This is a genomic window from Agrobacterium cavarae (assembly GCF_004310285.1).
In the GTDB taxonomy this organism is placed as follows: Bacteria; Pseudomonadota; Alphaproteobacteria; order Rhizobiales; family Rhizobiaceae; genus Agrobacterium; species Agrobacterium cavarae.
Genome location: NZ_SISF01000029.1, coordinates 63,668 through 82,156 on the forward strand (window position 1 = coordinate 63,668; position 18,489 = coordinate 82,156).

Here is an 18,489-nt window from a genome sequence, read left to right on the forward strand (position 1 = left end):
AACAGTCGCGACGCCCTACCTCGGAAAATCCCGAACAAAATTAAGCGCTTGGTCTTTCAGCCGATTTCTTTGCCCGCGCCGGGTACAGCCATCATCATAGCAAACACGAGCACCGGACGGTCGTTTGAGCGGCCGGACGCCTGTCGTCCAAACGGAGAACTGAGTTTGACACCTGTATGCAGTGCTACCGGCGAAGGAGCGGCCTTCAGCCGACTTTCGGGTCGTTTGCTGACCATTGCCGCGCTCGCGCTGCTGTTCGTCGTTCTTCTCAGCCTCGCCGTTGGGGCGCAGACAATCTGGCTCGGCGACGTTTTGACCGCACTTTTCAGCAATGATGGGAGTGCTGCGCATTCGACGATCACGACGTTACGTCTTCCGCGCACGGTTGCGGGCCTGTTGGCAGGCATAGCCTTGGGACTGGCCGGGGCGATGATGCAGGCCTTGACGCGCAATCCCTTGGCCGATCCCGGAGTTCTAGGCATTAACGCCGGTGCTGCACTTGCGATGGTCGTCGGTGTAGGCCTGCTGCATGTCACGTCGCACTTCGTGCTCGTCTGGTTCGCCTTTGCGGGCGCCGGGCTTGCGACCCTTGCTGTCTACAGCGTCGCGTCCACAGGGCGGATCGGGGCGACGCCGCTGCGCCTTGTTCTTGCGGGTGTCGCCATCGGGTCGATCCTTCGCGGCCTTACCGCCGCTTATGTGCTGACGGACCCGGAGCTCTTCGATCGGATGGTGAGCTGGGATGTCGGCACGCTTGCCCTGATCGGCTACGAGAAGATTTTGGTGGCTCTACCCTTCATTCTCCTGGGTGTCGCGATGGCGATGGCCGTCGCGCCGACGTTGAACATTATCGGACTTGGCGACGAAACGGCGCAGTCTCTTGGCACATCCATTCTTCAGGTTCGTGTCGTGACGATCGCCGCCGTCATGCTGCTGACCGGATCGGCCACCGCGATGATCGGTCCTGTCGGCTTTCTCGGCCTGATGGCGCCTCAGTTGGCGCGGGCGTTTTGTGGGGTTAACCAGCGCCACATCTTCCTGCTGACGCTGTTCATCGCCCCCACGATCCTGCTTCTTGCAGACGTGGTGGGCAGAGTGGCCACGCGCCCGGCAGATATCGATGTCGGAATCGTCGCAGCCGCAATCGGCGCACCCGTCCTCATCTGGATCGTTCGTAGCAGGAAAGTGGCAGCCCTGTGACCGAGTTTTTTCCCGCGCGCAAATCCACCTGGCGCAGCCAGAACGATGCTGTCTCGATGGTGCTGGACCGAAAAATACTCGCGGTCACGCTCATCCTGCTTGGATTGTGCTGCGTCGTCGCACTGCTAACGCTTTCCACCGGGCGCATGGCCTTTTCACCGCTTCAGGTGCTGGATGTTCTGACCGGCGGCGGCCCAACGCGGGCGCGGCTGGTGATCCTGGAGTGGCGCCTGCCGCGGGCGGCGGCGGCACTGGTGATCGGCGCCCTACTGGGCCTTGGCGGCGCGGTGTTCCAGTCTATCAGCCGCAATCCGCTCGGCAGTCCCGACATCGTCGGCTTCGATGCCGGCGCATTCACCGGTGCGCTGATTGCCATTTCCTGCGGTATGGCGGGCTGGATCGGCCTTGCACTGTCATCCGTCGCTGGAGGGCTCCTGGCGGGTGCTGCCGTCTACGTGCTGGCATGGCGGCGTGGCGTTTCCGGCTTCCAACTGATCGTTATCGGGATTGCGCTTGGGGCGATGCTGACGGCGCTGAATCAGTGGATGTTGCTGAGGCTCCCGCTTGGTCAGGCGGTGGCAGCCGGGGCATGGGCCATGGGGTCGCTCGCGAGGGTGACGGCTGAGCAGGCGATCGCGGCTACTTTTGCAGCCGCGCCGTTGATGATCGTCGCCTTCATCCTGTCTCGGCGCATGCGTATTACGGAGATGGGAGACGAGCGGGCGCAGTCTTTGGGTATCCGCGTAGAGCTTCTTCGCCTTGCCCTGGCAATCGTCGCTATTCTGGTGACGGCAGTGAGTGTTTCGATCGCCGGGCCAATCCCGTTCATCGCGCTGGCGGCTCCGCAGATTGCCCGGGCGATGACGCGCTCAGCCGGAACGACGCTCAGCGCCTCTGCCGCAACGGGAGCATTTTTGCTGATCTCTGCCGATTTTCTCGCCCAGAGGATTATTGCGCCCGAACAGATCCCGGTGGGCCTGGCAACCCTGTCGCTAGGCGGCGGCTATTTCCTCTGGCTTCTTTTGAAGGAGGCACGTCGATGAACATCCATACGTGTAATCATCATCTTGCCGAGGCTAGAATCAAGGCTGATGCCATTCACGTCAGCCGCGGCACGACCGGCATTCTTCACAACCTCAGCGTCACTATTCCCGATGCGTCTTTCACGGCTATCGTCGGCGCCAATGGTTGCGGCAAGTCCACGCTGCTGATGACGCTGGCGCGCCTGCTGACACCAAAGGCCGGTGAGGTGAAGCTGGATGGAGCGTCAATATCGGAGATGCGTCCGAAAGAATTCGCCCGTATCGTGGGCCTCATGCCTCAGACCGCCACAGCGCCGGACGGGATCACGGTTTCCGAACTCGTGGCCTGTGGGCGGTTCCCCTATCAGAACGCACTGAGGCAATGGTCGCGTGCCGATGAAGAGGCTGTCGCCCGCGCCCTGGACCTGACCGGCATGCGCGAGATTGCGACCCGCAACGTCAACGAGTTGTCCGGAGGGCAACGACAGCGCGCCTGGATCGCGATGGTGCTAGCGCAGGAAACGCCGATCATTTTCCTCGATGAGCCGACAAGTTTTCTCGACATTGCCCACCAGATCGAACTGATGACGCTGCTCGAAAACCTGAACCGCGAGAGTGGACGCACGATCGTCGCCGTTCTGCACGATCTCAACCAGGCATGCCGCTTTGCCACCCATATGATTGCCATGCGCGACGGCCGGATCGTGGCCGAGGGAGAACCTGGCGCCATCATGACAGAGGAACTGGTGGCCGATGTCTTCAGCCTACACGCCATCATCGCATCCGACCCGGTTTCGCGCACGCCGATGGTCGTGCCGCGGGGCGGCTTGCGGGACACACTTCCCAAAAACGGAGAGAAAGCATGAAAAAACGGATTGCCATCATAGCATTGGGGCTGGCGGCTACGCTGAGCGCGATTGGCCAGCAGGCTATTGCGCAGGAGACCCGGCCGATCAAGGATCTGATCGGGACGGTCGAGGTGCCGGTCGATCCGAAGCGGATCGTCGTGAGCGACGGCGATTTCATTCTGCAGCCGACGGTCGCCTTGGGCCTCAAGCCGATCGGCGCTTCCCGCCCAAGCGGAACCGGGGAGTATTCATCCGTGGTTGCGGAGCGGATCTCTCCAGACATGAAATATATCGGTGAACAGCGCAATCCGAGCTTCGAAGACATTCTGGCGATGGAGCCTGATCTCATCTTGATGTCGAACGACGACGTGCCGGACCAGAAGGGCATGTATGAGCGCTTCTCCGCGATCGCCCCGACGGTGCTGATCAACCGCGAACAGCTCGTCTGGAAACAGACGCTACGTGATATCGGTGCCGCCACCAGCCGTTCTGCGCAAGCGGAGGAGTTGCTGGCGCGTTACGAGACACGGGTGAAAGAGGTCCGCGCCGTGATTGGTGAGCGCGCCGGCACAGCATCCGTTCCGCGCATCCGCCCGGACCATGTTCGCTACATGTTGCAGGACAAATCCTTCATCTGGGATGTTCTCAAGTCGCTCGGTTTTCACGCCCCCGAAAAGCAGCAGAAAACGGGAGACGTACCTTTCGTGCGCCTCAATCTGGAATCGATTGACGTTCTTGACGCCGACCTGATCCTCGTTCTTGAAGATCCGGGTGCGAAGGGAGCAGGGGGTATGGTCGAAAAAGTGTCCGAACTGCCGGCCTATAAGGCATTGTCCGGCAATCGCCTTACGCTCTCCACATCGGAATATCTGTTCGGCAATGTTCTCACGGCGCTGGAGCTTCTCGACCTTATCGAGGCGCATTACAAGAAAAGCTAAGTCTTGCGCGACAAAATACCGGAGCCGCTTTGGCGGAGGCGGCTCCGGGTTCTTTCTTTCGCAATCTAGAAAAGCAGTGGCCTGTGAAACGAGCCCAGACCGAGCACGCTTTTAAGAAATGACCACGCACCTCGATTATATCGCCAGTCCCTTGGTGAGTTCCAGCGCCTGCCGCTCGAAGAGGCGGCGGTAGATGCCGTTCTTCAGGCGGACGAGCGACGTGTGATCACCTTCCTCGACGATCTTGCCCTTGTCGAACACCAGAAGGCGGTCGAGGGCGCGGACCGTGGACAGGCGGTGGGCGATGACAAGCGTTGTGCGGCCCTCCATCAGGCGCTCCATCGCCTGCTGGATCTGCATTTCGCTCTCGCTGTCGAGGCTCGAGGTTGCCTCATCCAGGATCAGCACGGGTGCATCCGCCAGGAAGGCGCGAGCAATGGCGACCCGCTGACGTTCCCCACCTGACAGCTTGACACCGCGCTCTCCCACCATCGTCTCGTAGCCCTTGGGCAGGCTCATGATGAAATCATGCGCGCTTGCCTGTTTTGCCGCGTTGACGATCTCGCGTCGCGATGCGTTCGGTCTGCCATAGGCGATGTTTTCGGCCAGCGTCCGGTGGAAGAGGATCGGCTCCTGCTGGACAATGGCGATCTGGCCGCGCAGGCTCGCCTGCGTCACCTCTGCGATATTCTGCCCGTCGATCCGAATGGCACCGGAATTGACGTCGTAAAGCCGCTGGATGAGCTTGACGAAGGTCGTCTTGCCTGAGCCGGAATGACCGACCAGGCCAACCCGTTCGCCGGGCTTGATTGCGACGGAAAACGTGTCGTAGAGCGGGGTGGGGTGGGCGCCATATTGGAAGGTAACGCGGTCGAAGATAATCTCGCCATTGCCGATCGCGATCGGCTTTGCGCCCGGCCTGTCCTCGATGCCAAGCGGTGTCTTGTCGAGCAAGACCAGTTCTTCCATATCGTTGACCGCACGCTGCAGGTTGCGGATGTCCTGTCCAACCGAACGCAGGTATCCCTGTAATACGAAGAACATCGCCAGCACGAAGGTGATGTCGCCCGCGGACGCCAGTCCGCGCTGCCACATGATGAGGCCGGTGCCGAGGATGCCCGCCTGCATCGAAACCATCATAAAGCCCTGAATGGTGCCGTTTACGGTGCCTCGGCGCCATGTGCGCCGGGTGCGACTGTCCCATTTGGCCAGAACATGGCTCAGCCGCGTTTCTTCGCGATCTTCCGCACCGAAGGCTTTGACCACGGAGTTGCAACTGATGGCATCGGCAAGTGCCCCACCGAGCTTGGTATCCCAGGCATTGGCGAGCTTGGCGGCAGGCGACACGTAGCCCATCGAAAGCACGACTGTGACGCCGATATAGATCAGCGAGCCCGCGGCCACGATCAGCCCCATGACGGGCCAGTAGCTGCCAAGCACGATGCTGGCGCCAATAAGCATGACGATCGATGGCAGCAGTGCGATGAGCAGCACATCGTTCAGAGAATCGAGCGCCCACATGCCACGCGTGATCTTGCGCACCGTCGAGCCGGCGAAGCTATTGGCATGCCAGTCGGTGGAAAAGCGCTGCACCTTGTGAAAACCGCTATTGGCCACATCAATCATGATACGCAGCGTCAGCCGGATGATGCCATTGTAGATGAACCAGCGCAGCACGACGCTGGTGAGACCGAGAGCCGTGACGACGACGAAGGCGCGAAGAGCACCATCGGCTGCATTGCCACCGGCGATGGCATCGACGATCCGGCCGGAGAAGACCGGAACGAGAACCTCTGCCAGTGTGCTGGCAACAACCAGCACAATGATGCCACCGACCAGGGCAGGACGGTGCGTCCATTGACGAAATACAAAGCCGAGCACGTTGCGATAAGCATCGGCGCGGAAGTCGAGCTTCTTGCGAGCCATTGAAACAGTCCGGCCATCAGATGAAGCCGGCTCCATAAAAGACAGTTGAAAGATGAAGCCGGAACAGGACACGAACTAGTCCCGGCAGATCGGTGGCTTTGTAAAGGGCTTGTTGAAGCCGCCTGCCGCGTACCCTTAAGCGGGCCGCGAATTGAAATGACCTAACGTCGGATCATTCCGCACGGGAAGGTTTCGATGGATGTATATGTCATGCAACGCCTCCCTTTTTCGATCTGCAGCGGTGCCGATTTTGTAGCGGAGAAATCTTCCGCTGCCAACCGCCTCCGCGACAGTTTGTGGATGATGATGCTCTAAGGACACAATCCGTAGCTGCAAACAGCAGACTTAGTCGATGACTATGGTGCGCCTCGACCGCCTCGTGCGACAACCGCAACCAGCATGACGGACCTCAACACCCGTCTGTCTAGACGTTTTGCCGGTCATGCTGAGGTAACGTTTAGTAATGAAGACGGTGTTGGGATTTGCCACACATCACGAGCTTTGCGACGCTTGCGAGTGGTCAACCCACTCCCATGATCGGATCGCATTGTCTTTCGAGGCTCCGCAGATTACCCCGAGAAGGCACGTCGCGAGCCATCATTGTTCGTCATGCATTCGGCTCGGATAAGGTCCGCCACCTTCTGGACCCGATCGACCCGATCCTGCCGCTTGGTGACATGCAGGAATGTCAGGTCGCGCGCGATGGCCCTTGTGCCGGGCAGATCGCAGCGGACGAGTTCACCGGTTTCCAACTGCGGCGCGAGGACGCGGAGCGACTCCAGTGCGATGCCGAAGCCGGAGAGGGCCGCCGGTATGATCTGAGAGGCGCGATTGAATCTCAGCCAGTTCACCTTGGCCGCCGCGATGCCATTGAGTTCAAGCCAGTCGTTCCATGTGACAGCGTTTGTCTCGTTGACGATCAATGCGCAATCGGCCAGATCGCTGGCGCTTTGCAGGCGCGCCTTGAGGCTTGGAGCGCAAACAGGGGTGAAGACATCCGGCCCTAATGACTCCAGATCGTGGATTTTAGATGCTGGCTCCCCATAGAGGATGGCAACGTCGAAATCCCGGTAACGTTTGAAGTCCGGCGCCTCGTCCGCCACGATCCTGATGTCGCGGATTTTCTCGGCCAGAAGCGATTGTACGACGACGGGGAGAAGTTGGCTTGCCAGTCCCGGCGGGCTGGAGATCGAAATGGGCATATCCCGCGCGTCGGTGAGTGACTGCAGTCCAAGACGCATTTCATCGAAACCCTTCACCACATGCTTCAGCAGGTTTTCGCCTTCCACAGTCAGTTGCAGCCCGTTTCCGACGCGCCGAAACAGTGGACAAGCCAGGCGCTCTTCAAGTTTTCGAACCGCCTGGCTGACCGCGCTCGTCGACAGGGCCAGATGTTCAGCGGCAATTCGGAACGAGCATGTCTGGCCCGCCTCAGCGAAAATTTCGAGGGCGCTCAAGGGAACGCTGAGACGTGTCATTGTGAAGCTCCGCTTAACGGCCGAGAAACCAGAAGTCGTTTGCCCGCCGTTCGTCTCAATCCTAATCATTGTCTCGAGGAGACTGGGCTTGGCGATGGTATCGCTGCCGGAGGGAGCATGCAACGAGAACTGAATGGGCGCGTGGCACTGATAACCGGTGCTGCACGGGGCATAGGCTTTGCCATTGCTGAGAGGCTTGCGGGGCAGGGTGCCCATGTCATCATTTCGGACATCGACCTCGTTGCCGGGGAGCATGGCGTCGCACGGATTGGCGGAACGGGCGGTTCGGCGAGCTTCGCTGCGGTCGATCTCGGCCAGCCAAGCGATGTCCTACGCTTGGCCGAGGATGTGAGGCGTGAGCATTCACGCATCGACATTCTGGTGAACAATGCCGGTGTCGTGTCTACGGGTCCGGTCGAGACCGTAGAGCTTGAGGAATTCCAGCGGCTCGTGACCATCGATCTCACGGCGGTCTTTTTGCTGACGAAGGCTTTTTTACCGGACATGACCGCATCCGGTTGGGGCCGCATCATTAACATTGCCTCCATCGCTGGCCAACAGGGCGGCGGCATGTTCGGCAATAGCTGCTATGCCGCGGCAAAGGGAGGTGTCATCGCCTTCAGCAAGGGGATTGCGCGAGAGGCCGGCCGCTCCGGCGTGACCTGCAACACCATCTGTCCCGGTCTCACCGATACTGCGCTAACCTCAACGCTGACCGATGCGCAGAGAGAGCAGATCATCTCGACGATACCCGTCGGAAGACCTGGCGAGCCACACGACATTGCGGGAGCGGTTGGCTTCTTGGCCTCGGATGAGGCGAGTTTCATTACCGGCGTCACATTGAATGTGGATGGCGGCTTCATGCGCTATTGAAAAAGTGGATCAACAACAGGCGGGTCAGGGAGGCCGGCCACGAAAAACAACAGGGGGAGGAGCAGACATGCAGAAGAATTTCACAACCAGCGACGGCGCCGTCCTGGCCTACACGGATGTGGGTCAAGGGCCAGCGCTTGTCATGCTGCCGGGCTGGTCGCAATCGGCCGCCATGTTTCGGCACCAGGTCGAACACTTCTCGGCAACGCACCGCGTGGTCGCGGTGGATTTTCGTGGCCATGGGAGGTCGCCGGATGCCGCACGCGGCTTTCGCATCTTCCGCTTCGCAGCGGATATCATGGAACTGATGAAGCACGAGAAGATCGAAACCGCCACGATGCTTGGCTGGTCGATGGGTGCCTCCGTCCTCTGGGCGATGATAGATATCTTTGGTACGTCCTTCATCAACAAGCTGATCCTCGTTGACGAGCCAGCAACCGTTATGCGGCAGGCCGGCATGAGCGATGAGGATATCCTGAATGCCGGCGCCCTGTTCGACGCAGCCACGATGATCGCCATTGCAGAGCAGATCAAGGGTGCTGAAGGTGCCGCGGCGCGCGGCGCCTTCCTGGACGGCATGATCACCAAGGGCATCCCGGAGGATCTGAAAGCCTGGCTGCTGCAGGAGAACCTTCGCGTCAACGCCGTTCACATCGCAGATCTCTTCGTCGACCATTGTTCGATCGACTGGAGCGACATCTTCACGCGCATCGACCGGCCCACGCTGGTGATTGGCGGGCGCGTCAGCCACGTCAATCCCCGCTCACAGGAATGGATTCACGCGCAGATCAAAGGGTCTCAACTTGTGATCTTCGAAGAAGCGGACGGGGGAGCCCATTTTTCCTTCATCGAGGCACCGGTGCGGTTCAACGAGGTTCTTGCCGGCTTTCTTGCGGAGCAATAGGCGCATCGCCTGTTGGACGATCGAGAGCAGCCTCTCAGCTTCGCCGACATCAGGTGCGGGATAGGAATCCATCTCGCACCAATAATGCTCTAGCCACTGCGTTCTCAGATGTGCAGCGCCATGCCCAACCCCTTGAGCGCCGCCTCCTGTACCGCCTCCGACTGGGTGGGATGGGCCTGGATGGTCGCGGCAATATCGGTGAGTGTCGCGCCCATTTCGAGCGCCAACGCAAACTGTCCGGCCATTTCCGAGACGCCAGCCCCAACTGCGTGGATCCCCAGAACCAGTCCGCTTTCCCGGGTGAAAACGATGCGGAGGAAGCCATCATCCCGGTCCCGCGTCATTGCGCGGCCATTGCCCGCGAAGGGAAAGACTGCAACATCTGCATTGCCTGCCTGCGTGGGCAACTGACCGACGACGACGATCTCCGGATCGGTAAAGCAAACAGCCGGCATGGCACGCTTGTCCCAGACGACCGGTTCTCCTGCAATGACGCGCGCCACAAGATCCCCCTGCGCCATCGCCCGATGTGCGAGCATCGGTTCGCCAGTGACATCGCCAACCGCATAAACGCCGCGCATCGAGGTGCGGCAGTGTCCGTCGACAGCGAGATATCGTCCGTTGCGGTCGAGCCCCAGCGTTTCCAGCCCGAAGCCATCGATGTTCGGTCCGCGGCCGACCGTGACGAGAACCTTGTCTGCAGCAATGAGCTCGCGCGTCTCTCCCACCATCACTTCAAGCTGCCCGTCGGCGTAGTTTTGTGCGCGTGCCGCGGTGAGAACTTGGACATTGAGCGCAGCCAGCCGCCTGGCGACAGGCTTGATGAGATCGCCGTCATAAAGCGGCAGAAGTTGCGGGGCCGCCTCGACAATCGTCACCTGCGCGCCAAGCTTGGCCATGGCTGTACCGATTTCCAACCCGATATAGCCGCCACCCACCACGCAAAGGCGCTTCGGAACCGTTTCGAGCGCCAGCACCTCGGTCGAGGACAGGATGTCGCCGCCGAAGGGCAGAGTGGGTATGGTCTGGGCGCGCGCGCCTGTGGCGATCACGAGGTTTTCGCAGCGGAGCGTTTCGACGGTGCCGTCCGTTGCCATCACCTCGACGGTCTTGCCGTCCATGATCTGGGCGCGGCCCTGCAAGACATTGACCCTCGCCTTGCGAAGGAGTGTCGCAACGCCGCCCGTAAGGCGCGAAACGATCCCGTCCTTCCAGGCGACTGCCCGGGCGAGATCTATTTGAGGCGCGGCGGAGGTAATACCGAACGGGTTGTCGAATGCCAGCGCGCTTGCATCGGAAAACACCTCAGCGGTGTGGATGAGTGCCTTGGAGGGAATGCACCCTACATTCAGGCATGTACCGCCAACGGCACCTTCCTCGACGAGAACCGTATCGAAACCCAGTTGACCGGCGCGGATGGCTGCAACATAGCCGCCAGGCCCGCCGCCAATGATGAGCACCTTGCAGGCTCTCGCTGTCATGCCTCATCCTCCATGAAGATCAGCGCCGGCGTCTGCAGCAAGGCACGAAGCCGCTGGATGAAAGTTGCGGCATTCCAGCCATCGATGACCCGATGATCGAAGCTTGCCGAAATGTTCATCATCCGCCGAGGCACGAATTGCGTGCCGTCCCACATCGGCCGGACCGCCATCCGGTTGACCCCGAGGATCGCGACTTCCGGATGGTTGATGATCGGCGTCGTGGCGAGGGCGCCAAGCGGCCCCAGAGAGGTGATCGTGAAGGTGGAGCCGGACAGTTCCTCGCGCGTCGCCTTGCCCTGGCGCGCAGCGTCTGCCAGTCGGGCGATTTCACCTGCTGCGCCGAAAAGGCCATATGTTTCTGCGTTGCGCAGCACCGGCACGACGAGCCCGTTCGGCGTCATCGTCGCAATGCCGAGATGAATGGCGTTGTGTCGTTCGATGATGCCTTCATCATCGAGAAAATGCGCGTTCATCTCCGGGTGATCGATGAAGGCGCGCTTCAACGCCGCGGCCAGGAAGGGAAGCAGGGTCAGCTTTGGTCGCTCGCCCCGCTCATCGTTCATCGTTGCGCGCAGATCCTCCAGCGCACTGACGTCAACCTCTTCGATCACGGTAATATGGGGAATGCGGGCATTGGCCAAAGCCATGCGGTCGGCGATCTTGCGCCGAAGACCGATCACGTGAATGCGCTCCGTGCCCTCCTTCCGCTGCCGCGGGGAAGCAGAGGATGGCGGCGTTGAGCGCGCGGCAAAGACGGCGTCGAGATCGGCATCCGTGATCCGGCCTGCTGGGCCGCTGCCCGGCACCGTCCGCAGATCGATGCCGGCGCGGCGGGCTCGATCGCGCACCGCGGGCGAGGCGAGGGGTGCTTGGCCTTCCGGGCGTGGGGCGCTCGGTATTCCGGCTGCAGTTTTTTGGACGGTGGGTGGTTCGGCTGACGCGATGTCCGGCGTGGGTTCCTGCTTGGGCTTTACGAGGCTTGGCTCCGAGGCGGCTTCGGCGCTCTCTCCAGCAGGTGCGGCGTTTCTGACTTCGGGCTCAACACCCGTGCCCGCGTGTTCTATCCGGCAAAGAACGCCGCCCACAGCCAGAGTTTCGCCCACCGCTCCGCCGAGATCGACCACAGTTCCGGCAAAGAGGCTGGGGATTTCCACGGTTGCCTTGTCCGTCATCACATCAGCGAGAAGATCGTCCTCACGGACGAGGTCGCCTGGCTTGACGTGCCAAACGACGATTTCGACTTCCGCGACGCCCTCGCCAACATCCGGCACCTTGATGCTGCTGATCGTCATCTATGCCTCCATGACCTGTTTCAACGCGCGCGCGATCCGCTCAGGACCGGGAAAATAATCCCATTCCAGCGCATGCGGGTAAGGTGCATCCCAACCGGCGACGCGCAGCACAGGCGCGCGCAGGTGCCAGAAGCAGGCCTCCTGAACTTCGGCGATCAGTTCTGCACCAAAGCCGCTGGTCCGGGTCGCTTCGTGGATGACGACGCAGCGGCCGGTCTTTTCGACGGATGCACGCACGGTGGCGAGATCGAGTGGCAGAAGCGTGCGCAGGTCGATGATTTCCGCGTCGATGCCAGTCTGATCGACGGTGGCTTGCGCCACATGGACCATGGTTCCATAGGCCAGCACGGTGACATCCGAACCGTGCCGGCAGATGGCGGCCTTGCCGAGGGGAACGCTGTAATGATCTTCCGGCACTTCGCCCGCCGGATGCGCCGCCCAAGACATCGACTTGGCATGCGGATTACCGGAAAAGGGACCATTATAGATGCGCTTCGGTTCCAGGAAGATTACCGGATCCGGGTCTTCGATGGCTGCGATCAAAAGGCCCTTGGCGTCGTAGGGATTTGAGGGGATGACGACTTTTAGCCCTGCCACATGGGTGAAAAGGGCTTCCGGACTTTGGCTATGAGTCTGGCCACCGAAAATACCGCCGCCTGTCGGCATCCGCACCACGAGTGGACAGGTGAATTGCCCGTTGGAGCGGTGTCTCAGGCGTGCGGCCTCCTGGGTAATCTGGTCGTAGGCGGGATACATATAGTCGGCGAACTGGATTTCGACGCAGGGGCGCATTCCTTGTGCCGCCATCCCCACCGCAAGACCGACAATGGCACTTTCGTTGATCGGCGTATCGAACACGCGCTCTTCGCCGTAACGAGCCTGAAGCCCGGAGGTGCAGCGAAACACGCCGCCGAAATAGCCGACATCCTCGCCGAACAGGATGACGGAGGGATCGCCGGCCAGTTTCACATCCATGGCGCTCCTGAGCGCCTCGATCATCGTCATGCGGGCCATGTCAGTACCCCATCTCTTTGCGCTGTCGTCGCAGGTGCTCCGGCATGTCCGCGTAGACGTTCAGGAAAATCTCGGACGGGGAAATCGGCTGCGGATCGACGAATGTGCCGTGCGCTTCGACCGCCTTTTGAACGGCAATCACCTCATCCAGGATTTCGGCTTCTGCCTGCACATGACGCTCCTCCGACCAGTCGCCGCGCGATATCAGATACGTCTTCAGACGGTCGATAGGGTCTCCGAGCGGCCAGGCGCGCGCCTCGTCGCGCGGGCGGTAGGCGCTCGGATCATCGGACGTCGAATGGGCCCCCACGCGGTATGTGAACCACTCAACGAGGACCGGTCCATGTCCCTGGCGCGCTCGTTCGATTGCCCAACGCGAGACCGCCATCACCGCCAGGTAATCGTTGCCATCGACGCGAAGTGCTGGAATGCCGTAACCTAGTGCGCGGGCGGCATATGTCTCGCTTTTGCCGGCAGCCACGCCGGTGAAGGTGGAGATTGCCCATTGGTTATTGACGACGTTGAGGACGATGGGCGGCAGATAGACAGAGGCCGTGAGCAGCGCGCTGTGAAAGTCGTTGGAGGCGGTAGCGCCATCGCCAATCCACGCCGCGGCGATCTTGCCCGTTCCGGTCAGCGCCGCGGCCATCGCCCAGCCGACGGCTTGAACATATTGCGTGCCAAGATTGCCTGAGATCGAGAAGAAGCCATAATCCCTGGCAGAGTGCATGACCGGCAATTGCCGACCTTTCAGCGGATCCAGGGGATTGGAATAAAGCTGGCCCATAAGTTGCTCCAGCGGGTACTCCGCTGCGACAAGAAGCGTCTGCAGGCGGTAGGTCGGAAAATTCATGTCGCCTTGGGAAAGTGCCCGCTGGAAGCAGCATCCGATAGCTTCCTCGCCAGTGCATTGCACATAGAAGGACGTCTTACCCTGTCGCTGCGCGTTGAGCATCCGCTTGTCGATCGCGCGCATCTTGAGCATGTCGCGCAAACCCTGCCGCAGCCTGTCGGCAGAAACCTCGCCAAGATAGTCGGCCCATGGGCCGACAGGCCTATTGTTCTCGTCAAGGATACGGACCATTCCGAGAGCGAGATCGCGACAGCCACTGGCGCTGATATCCAGAGGCGGCACCGGCAAGATGCCCGCCCGCGGAACGACGATCGCCGAAAAATCCGCAGGCTGGTCTGGCCGTGCAGGTGGATGCGGGAACTGAAGCCGGCTGCGCCTGGCTGCGTCCTGAGCAGGCACAACGGGATGTTCACCGTCGGTTGTCGTCGAGATGTCAGGCATGGCCGTTTCCTCCCTAAGCCATTGTTCCAGCCTAACCGGGATTCAGGAGATGGCGTTTGCTTTCTGACCTCACTTCGGCTTCAATATTGGCTGAACTAGCTAATTGTCTTGGGTTTTGAGGGCTTTTCATGCCGAAAATCGATGAAACTGATTTTAGAATCCTGCGGGCGATCCAAACGGACGGCAATCTCACGGTCACGGAAGTCGCCGAACGCGCGGGCCTTTCCCAGTCGCCTTGCTCAAGGCGGATAGCGGCGCTGGAAGAGGCCGGTGTGATCAAGGGCAAGAGGACGATCCTCGATCCCAAAAGCCTCGGCTTCGATACGCTCGTGATCGTAAGGATCAAACTACAGGCGCATGAACCGCAAGCGCTGGAGGCATTCAAGCGGGCGGTGCGCGCCATCCCGGAGATTCAGATCGCGCTCCTTGTCTTGGGAGACTTCGACTTTCTGCTGCGGGTGGTTGTGCGTGACATCGAGCACTATCAGCATCTGATGCAGAGCAAGCTCGTCAGTCTGCCCGGTGTCAGGGAGATGCAGAGCTCTGTGATCATCGAGGTGGTGAAGAACGAAGACGTTCTTCCCATCTAATCGTCGGCTTTTCAGCGCCCATCGCGGTCGATCTCGTCGTTGGGCCCTCCCAATGCAGACTTCCGAAAAGCAGCGGGCGTCATCCCGGACCACTTTATAAAGGCGCGGTGGAAGGCGCTCGGTTCCGCATAGCCCAGCCGAGCTGCAGTCTCAGCCACACTCAAGGTCTGAAGACCCATCAGATCGCGCGCACGCTTGTAACGAATATCGTCACGAATGGCGAGGAAGCCTTGCCCCTCGCTTTTCAGCCTTCGTCGCATAGTTACGGGTGACAGCTTCATCTCACGGGCGAAGGTATCGAAGTCGGGCCAGTCCTCGGTACTCGACATTTCAAAGCGCGTCCGCAATCGTGTGGCGAGGCCTTGGTCGTGACGATATCGCAGCAGGATATTGGCAGGCGCCCCGCGCAAGAAGCTCCTCAGTGACTTTTCATCCCGGATCGTCGGCAGCGCAAGGTAGCTTGCATTGAAGACGAGCCGTGTCACCGACGTGTCAAAATGCACCGGCGCGCCGAAGAACTGGAGATAGTCACGACGGTTTACAGGGGCAGCGCAGGCGAAATCCACACGCCGTAGCGGGATCCGTCGCCCGATCAGCCAGCAAAGAACGCCGAGCAGGATAAGCCAGTAGGTTCGATAGGCGAATGCAGGACGTGGTGCATCATCGCTCACGACAATGATTTCCGCTTGCCCGTCCTGATTGCGAAGTTCACCGGTCGGGTGATCAAGCACGATGTTGAGAAACATCAGCGCGCGCTTGAGAGCATGCTCCAGCGTCCCCGCATGCAAAACAGCATGACATAGGAGCTTGAAGCTGCCAGGCCGCATGGGCCGAGCGCCCAGACCAAAAAACTCGTCCTGACACAGAGCCGCGACCTCCAGCCACAGCGTGCCATATTGCTCATTCGACACATCGGCGGCGTGGTCGAGTGAAACATTCGCCAGTGCCAGGGCGGGGGATGGGTCGATGTTTCGCTGCCGCAAGCAGTCGAGGGCATCTTCGACGAAGCCTGACGAGATCATGCGGCGCTCAAGCATTGACATGCCACCATTGTATTTTCGATCATTCATGATGTTCATGACTGCCATTGTTTGCAAGTCTCGATTTGCTAGATTTTTCCTTTACCCGGAGGAGACGCTTCATGCGGCGGGTTGATAAAGGAGGAGGATGCCGTGCTGCAGTCACATGGCGATAAGACGAAGCGCAGCTATGCTGCCGAGACATCGGCGTTTCAGCTAAGCGAGGCCACCGGGCGATTAGCCGGGGATATCGAGACTGCTATCAACGCCTGCGTGGAGTGCTGTGACAGGCATGTTGGCAGCGACAGGATCGCGCTTCGCTGCGTCTCGACCAAGGGTGTGCTCAGCGAATATACTTTCGAGCAATTGCGCGATATGTCCGCGCGCGCAGCGAATTTCTTCGTTTCCCAAGGGCTGAGAAAAGGAGATGTGCTCGCCGGCATGCTGCCGCGCACCGTTGATTTGATCACCGTTATCCTTGGCGCATGGCGCATGGGTGCCGTCTACCAGCCGCTCTTCACGGCCTTCGGACCGAAGGCAATCGAACACCGTTTGAAGATGAGCAATGCCCGGCTGGTGGCGACCAATCCGGCCAACGCTTTGAAGTTTTCCGAGATACCGAACCATCCTCTCCTTGCGATCGTGCGGGATAAGGAGGAGCCGAGTATCGACGGCACGATTGATTTTCGGGGTGCTCTGGCAGCCTGCAGTTCCACTTTCGATCCTGTGATCGGACGTGGCGACGATCTTTTCATGATGATGTCGACGTCCGGCACGACGGGGCTTCCCAAGGGTGTTCCTGTTTCGATGCGCGCCCTTGCCTCCTTCTCCGCCTATATGCGCTATGCCATCGATCTGCGCGAGGACGATGTCTTCTGGAATATCGCCGATCCAGGCTGGGCCTACGGCATGTACTATGCCGTTGCCGGGCCGTTGATGTTGGGGTGCGCGACGATATTGTACGAGGGCGGTTTTACCGCAGAGAGCACCTACAGCATCATCAACCGGCTCGGCGTCACAAGCCTAGCGGGATCGCCAACCGCGTTCCGTCTCCTCATTGCGGCGGGCGAGGAAGCCGCAACTTCTGCGAAAGGGCAGTTGCGTGTGGTCAGCAGCGCTGGCGAACCCCTGAACCCGGAGATCATCCGCTGGTTCGAGACACACTTGGCCGCACCCATTTACGATCATTACGGGCAGACCGAGACGGGAATGGTGGTCAATAATCACCACGGGCTGGACCATGCCGTACGCCCCGGTTCAGCGGGTTTCGCCATGCCGGGCTATCGTGTTGCCGTGCTTGACGACGCGGGTCGCGAACTTGGTCCCAATCAACCGGGCGTGCTTGCGGTGGACATCGCCAATTCTCCGTTGATGTGGTTCAAGGGCTATTTTCAACAGGACACACCGGCTATTTCCGGTGGTTTCTATCGAACAGGCGATACGGTAGAAGCGGAAGCTGACGGCTCGATCAGCTTCATCGGCCGTGAAGACGATCTGATAACCTCGTCCGGGTACCGCATCGGGCCTTTCGATGTCGAAAGCGCCTTGATCGAGCACAGTGCCGTGGTCGAGGCGGCGGTGATTGGGGTGCCCGATCCGGAGCGGACGGAAATCGTCAAAGCGTTCGTCGTGCTCGGCAAAAATGTAGAGGCGACGCCCGATCTTGCCGAGGAACTGGCGCAATACGTCAAGAGGCGGCTGTCTGCCCACGCTTATCCGCGCCTGGTGGATTTCGTCTCTGAACTGCCCAAGACGCCAAGCGGCAAGATCCAGCGGTTCTTGCTGCGCAAGGCGGAGATCGAAAAAATCAATGCACATCAAAAGCAGGATCATTCGGCATGAAGCTTGAAGACAGCGTTTTCCTGATCAGCGGGGCTGGCTCCGGGCTCGGCGCCGCCGTAGCCGCCATGGCGGTGGAGGCCGGTGCGTGCGCGGTACTGCTGGATGTCAACGCCGACCGCGGGGAGGCGCTGGCGGCTCAATTGGGTAATGCTGCCCGCTTTATTCTCACCGACGTGGCTAACCCCGAGGACGGTGAGAGGGCAGTAAGCACGGCTCTCGACGCGTTCGGCCGTATCGATGTTCTCGTCAATTGCGCAGGCATCGCGCCCGGTGAGAAGATCATCGGCCGCGAAGGGCCGCACAGCCTGGAGAGCTTTGCCAGAACAGTCACAGTCAACCTTGTCGGTACGTTCAACATGGTGCGGCTTGCAGCCGATGCCATGGCCAAGCAACAGCCCGGTCAAACCGGCGAGCGTGGCGTCATCGTCAACACCGCGTCGGTCGCGGCCTTCGAGGGGCAGATCGGACAGGCGGGATACGCGGCGTCCAAGGGCGGCGTGGCAGCGCTGACCTTGCCCGCAGCTAGAGAACTGGCTCGTCATGCAATCAGGGTCATGGCCATTGCACCTGGGATATTCGAGACGCCGATGATGGCTGGCATGCCGCAAGACGTTCAGGATGCTCTCGGCGCTTCCGTTCCCTTTCCGCCACGGCTTGGGCGACCTTCGGAATACGCCGCGTTGGTGCGCCACATTGTCGAAAACCCGATGCTGAACGGCGAAGTCATCCGTCTGGATGGCGCGCTGAGAATGCCGCCGCGATGAAGCA

Annotated in this window: 16 protein-coding genes; 9 read left to right on the forward strand and 7 right to left on the reverse strand. The window is 60.4% G+C overall.

Translation table 11 applies throughout. The annotated features are described in order from the left end of the window. Nucleotides 1-165: 165 nt before the first annotated feature. From EYC79_RS10430 to EYC79_RS10445, 4 genes are read left to right on the forward strand one after another with little or no spacing between them, the layout of a single operon-like run. Nucleotides 166-1,200, forward strand: a complete 1,035-nt coding sequence (locus tag EYC79_RS10430) for a FecCD family ABC transporter permease (RefSeq protein WP_165457008.1) — start codon at nt 166-168, stop codon at nt 1,198-1,200. Beyond that, nucleotides 1,197-2,243, forward strand: a complete 1,047-nt coding sequence (locus EYC79_RS10435) for a FecCD family ABC transporter permease (protein WP_205654363.1) — start codon at nt 1,197-1,199, stop codon at nt 2,241-2,243. Before EYC79_RS10430 ends, EYC79_RS10435 begins: the two co-directional genes overlap by 4 nt. Further along, nucleotides 2,240-3,088, forward strand: a complete 849-nt coding sequence (locus tag EYC79_RS10440; protein ID WP_130977922.1) for an ABC transporter ATP-binding protein — start codon at nt 2,240-2,242, stop codon at nt 3,086-3,088. The genes EYC79_RS10435 and EYC79_RS10440 overlap by 4 nt, the downstream gene beginning before the upstream one ends. Beyond that, a complete protein-coding gene (locus EYC79_RS10445; RefSeq protein ID WP_130977923.1) occupies nt 3,085-4,008 on the forward strand; it encodes an ABC transporter substrate-binding protein in 924 nt (307 codons plus the stop codon). The genes EYC79_RS10440 and EYC79_RS10445 overlap by 4 nt, the downstream gene beginning before the upstream one ends. Before the next feature lie 135 nt (nt 4,009-4,143). On the opposite strand, the gene EYC79_RS10450 is transcribed toward EYC79_RS10445, so the two are convergent. Both EYC79_RS10450 and EYC79_RS10455 read right to left on the reverse strand, forming a co-directional pair. After that, complete coding sequence (locus EYC79_RS10450) at nt 4,144-5,934, reverse strand: ABC transporter ATP-binding protein (RefSeq protein WP_130977924.1); 1,791 nt, start codon at nt 5,932-5,934, stop codon at nt 4,144-4,146. A gap of 569 nt (nt 5,935-6,503) precedes the next feature. Further along, nucleotides 6,504-7,412 (reverse strand): LysR family transcriptional regulator, encoded by a 909-nt coding sequence (locus EYC79_RS10455; RefSeq protein ID WP_130977925.1) that lies wholly within the window; start codon nt 7,410-7,412, stop codon nt 6,504-6,506. 117 nt (nt 7,413-7,529) lie between these two features. Here EYC79_RS10455 and EYC79_RS10460 point away from each other — a divergent pair, with 117 nt between their 5' ends. Next, nucleotides 7,530-8,285 carry an SDR family NAD(P)-dependent oxidoreductase gene (locus EYC79_RS10460; RefSeq protein WP_165457009.1) on the forward strand — a complete coding sequence of 252 codons (756 nt, stop codon included), beginning with the start codon at nt 7,530-7,532 and terminating at the stop codon, nt 8,283-8,285. A 67-nt stretch (nt 8,286-8,352) separates the two neighbouring features. Then, nucleotides 8,353-9,189 (forward strand): alpha/beta fold hydrolase, encoded by an 837-nt coding sequence (locus tag EYC79_RS10465; protein ID WP_165457010.1) that lies wholly within the window; start codon nt 8,353-8,355, stop codon nt 9,187-9,189. A gap of 104 nt (nt 9,190-9,293) precedes the next feature. On the opposite strand, the gene lpdA is transcribed toward EYC79_RS10465, so the two are convergent. The 4 genes from lpdA to EYC79_RS10485 are packed head-to-tail and all read right to left on the reverse strand — an operon-like array spanning nt 9,294 to nt 14,270. Further along, entirely contained in the window at nt 9,294-10,670 is a 1,377-nt protein-coding gene (gene lpdA, locus EYC79_RS10470) for a dihydrolipoyl dehydrogenase (protein WP_130977928.1), read from the reverse strand. Next, nucleotides 10,667-11,962 (reverse strand): dihydrolipoamide acetyltransferase family protein, encoded by a 1,296-nt coding sequence (locus tag EYC79_RS10475; protein ID WP_130977929.1) that lies wholly within the window; start codon nt 11,960-11,962, stop codon nt 10,667-10,669. The genes lpdA and EYC79_RS10475 overlap by 4 nt, the downstream gene beginning before the upstream one ends. Then, a complete protein-coding gene (locus EYC79_RS10480; protein WP_130977930.1) occupies nt 11,963-12,976 on the reverse strand; it encodes an alpha-ketoacid dehydrogenase subunit beta in 1,014 nt (337 codons plus the stop codon). It abuts the gene before it with no gap. A gap of 1 nt (nt 12,977) precedes the next feature. Beyond that, nucleotides 12,978-14,270: a thiamine pyrophosphate-dependent dehydrogenase E1 component subunit alpha gene (locus tag EYC79_RS10485; RefSeq protein ID WP_130977931.1), complete on the reverse strand. Its 1,293-nt coding sequence runs from the start codon at nt 14,268-14,270 to the stop codon at nt 12,978-12,980. A gap of 128 nt (nt 14,271-14,398) precedes the next feature. On the opposite strand from EYC79_RS10485, the gene EYC79_RS10490 reads away from it, so the two are divergent. Continuing rightward, a complete protein-coding gene (locus EYC79_RS10490) occupies nt 14,399-14,860 on the forward strand; it encodes an Lrp/AsnC family transcriptional regulator (RefSeq protein WP_130977932.1) in 462 nt (153 codons plus the stop codon). Between the two features lie 11 nt (nt 14,861-14,871). Here the strand turns inward: EYC79_RS10490 and EYC79_RS10495 are convergent, their stop codons facing one another. Continuing rightward, a complete protein-coding gene (locus EYC79_RS10495; RefSeq protein ID WP_245495264.1) occupies nt 14,872-15,939 on the reverse strand; it encodes an AraC family transcriptional regulator in 1,068 nt (355 codons plus the stop codon). A gap of 93 nt (nt 15,940-16,032) precedes the next feature. Between EYC79_RS10495 and EYC79_RS10500 the strand changes: the two genes are divergently transcribed. Continuing rightward, complete coding sequence (locus EYC79_RS10500) at nt 16,033-17,721, forward strand: acyl-CoA synthetase (RefSeq protein ID WP_130977933.1); 1,689 nt, start codon at nt 16,033-16,035, stop codon at nt 17,719-17,721. Beyond that, complete coding sequence (locus tag EYC79_RS10505; RefSeq protein WP_130977934.1) at nt 17,718-18,485, forward strand: SDR family NAD(P)-dependent oxidoreductase; 768 nt, start codon at nt 17,718-17,720, stop codon at nt 18,483-18,485. Before EYC79_RS10500 ends, EYC79_RS10505 begins: the two co-directional genes overlap by 4 nt. Nucleotides 18,486-18,489 lie beyond the last annotated feature (4 nt).

Coding starts and splice junctions, on each gene's coding strand:
- EYC79_RS10485 (WP_130977931.1), bottom strand. CDS start 14,270: ATGCCTGACATCTCGACGACAACCGACGGTGAACATCCCGTTGTGCCT.
- EYC79_RS10440 (WP_130977922.1), top strand. CDS start 2,240: ATGAACATCCATACGTGTAATCATCATCTTGCCGAGGCTAGAATCAAG.
- EYC79_RS10505 (WP_130977934.1), top strand. CDS start 17,718: ATGAAGCTTGAAGACAGCGTTTTCCTGATCAGCGGGGCTGGCTCCGGG.
- EYC79_RS10490 (WP_130977932.1), top strand. CDS start 14,399: ATGCCGAAAATCGATGAAACTGATTTTAGAATCCTGCGGGCGATCCAA.
- EYC79_RS10480 (WP_130977930.1), bottom strand. CDS start 12,976: ATGGCCCGCATGACGATGATCGAGGCGCTCAGGAGCGCCATGGATGTG.
- EYC79_RS10460 (WP_165457009.1), top strand. CDS start 7,530: ATGCAACGAGAACTGAATGGGCGCGTGGCACTGATAACCGGTGCTGCA.
- EYC79_RS10475 (WP_130977929.1), bottom strand. CDS start 11,962: ATGACGATCAGCAGCATCAAGGTGCCGGATGTTGGCGAGGGCGTCGCG.
- EYC79_RS10445 (WP_130977923.1), top strand. CDS start 3,085: ATGAAAAAACGGATTGCCATCATAGCATTGGGGCTGGCGGCTACGCTG.
- EYC79_RS10450 (WP_130977924.1), bottom strand. CDS start 5,934: ATGGCTCGCAAGAAGCTCGACTTCCGCGCCGATGCTTATCGCAACGTG.
- EYC79_RS10495 (WP_245495264.1), bottom strand. CDS start 15,939: ATGAACATCATGAATGATCGAAAATACAATGGTGGCATGTCAATGCTT.
- EYC79_RS10455 (WP_130977925.1), bottom strand. CDS start 7,412: ATGACACGTCTCAGCGTTCCCTTGAGCGCCCTCGAAATTTTCGCTGAG.
- lpdA (WP_130977928.1), bottom strand. CDS start 10,670: ATGACAGCGAGAGCCTGCAAGGTGCTCATCATTGGCGGCGGGCCTGGC.
- EYC79_RS10465 (WP_165457010.1), top strand. CDS start 8,353: ATGCAGAAGAATTTCACAACCAGCGACGGCGCCGTCCTGGCCTACACG.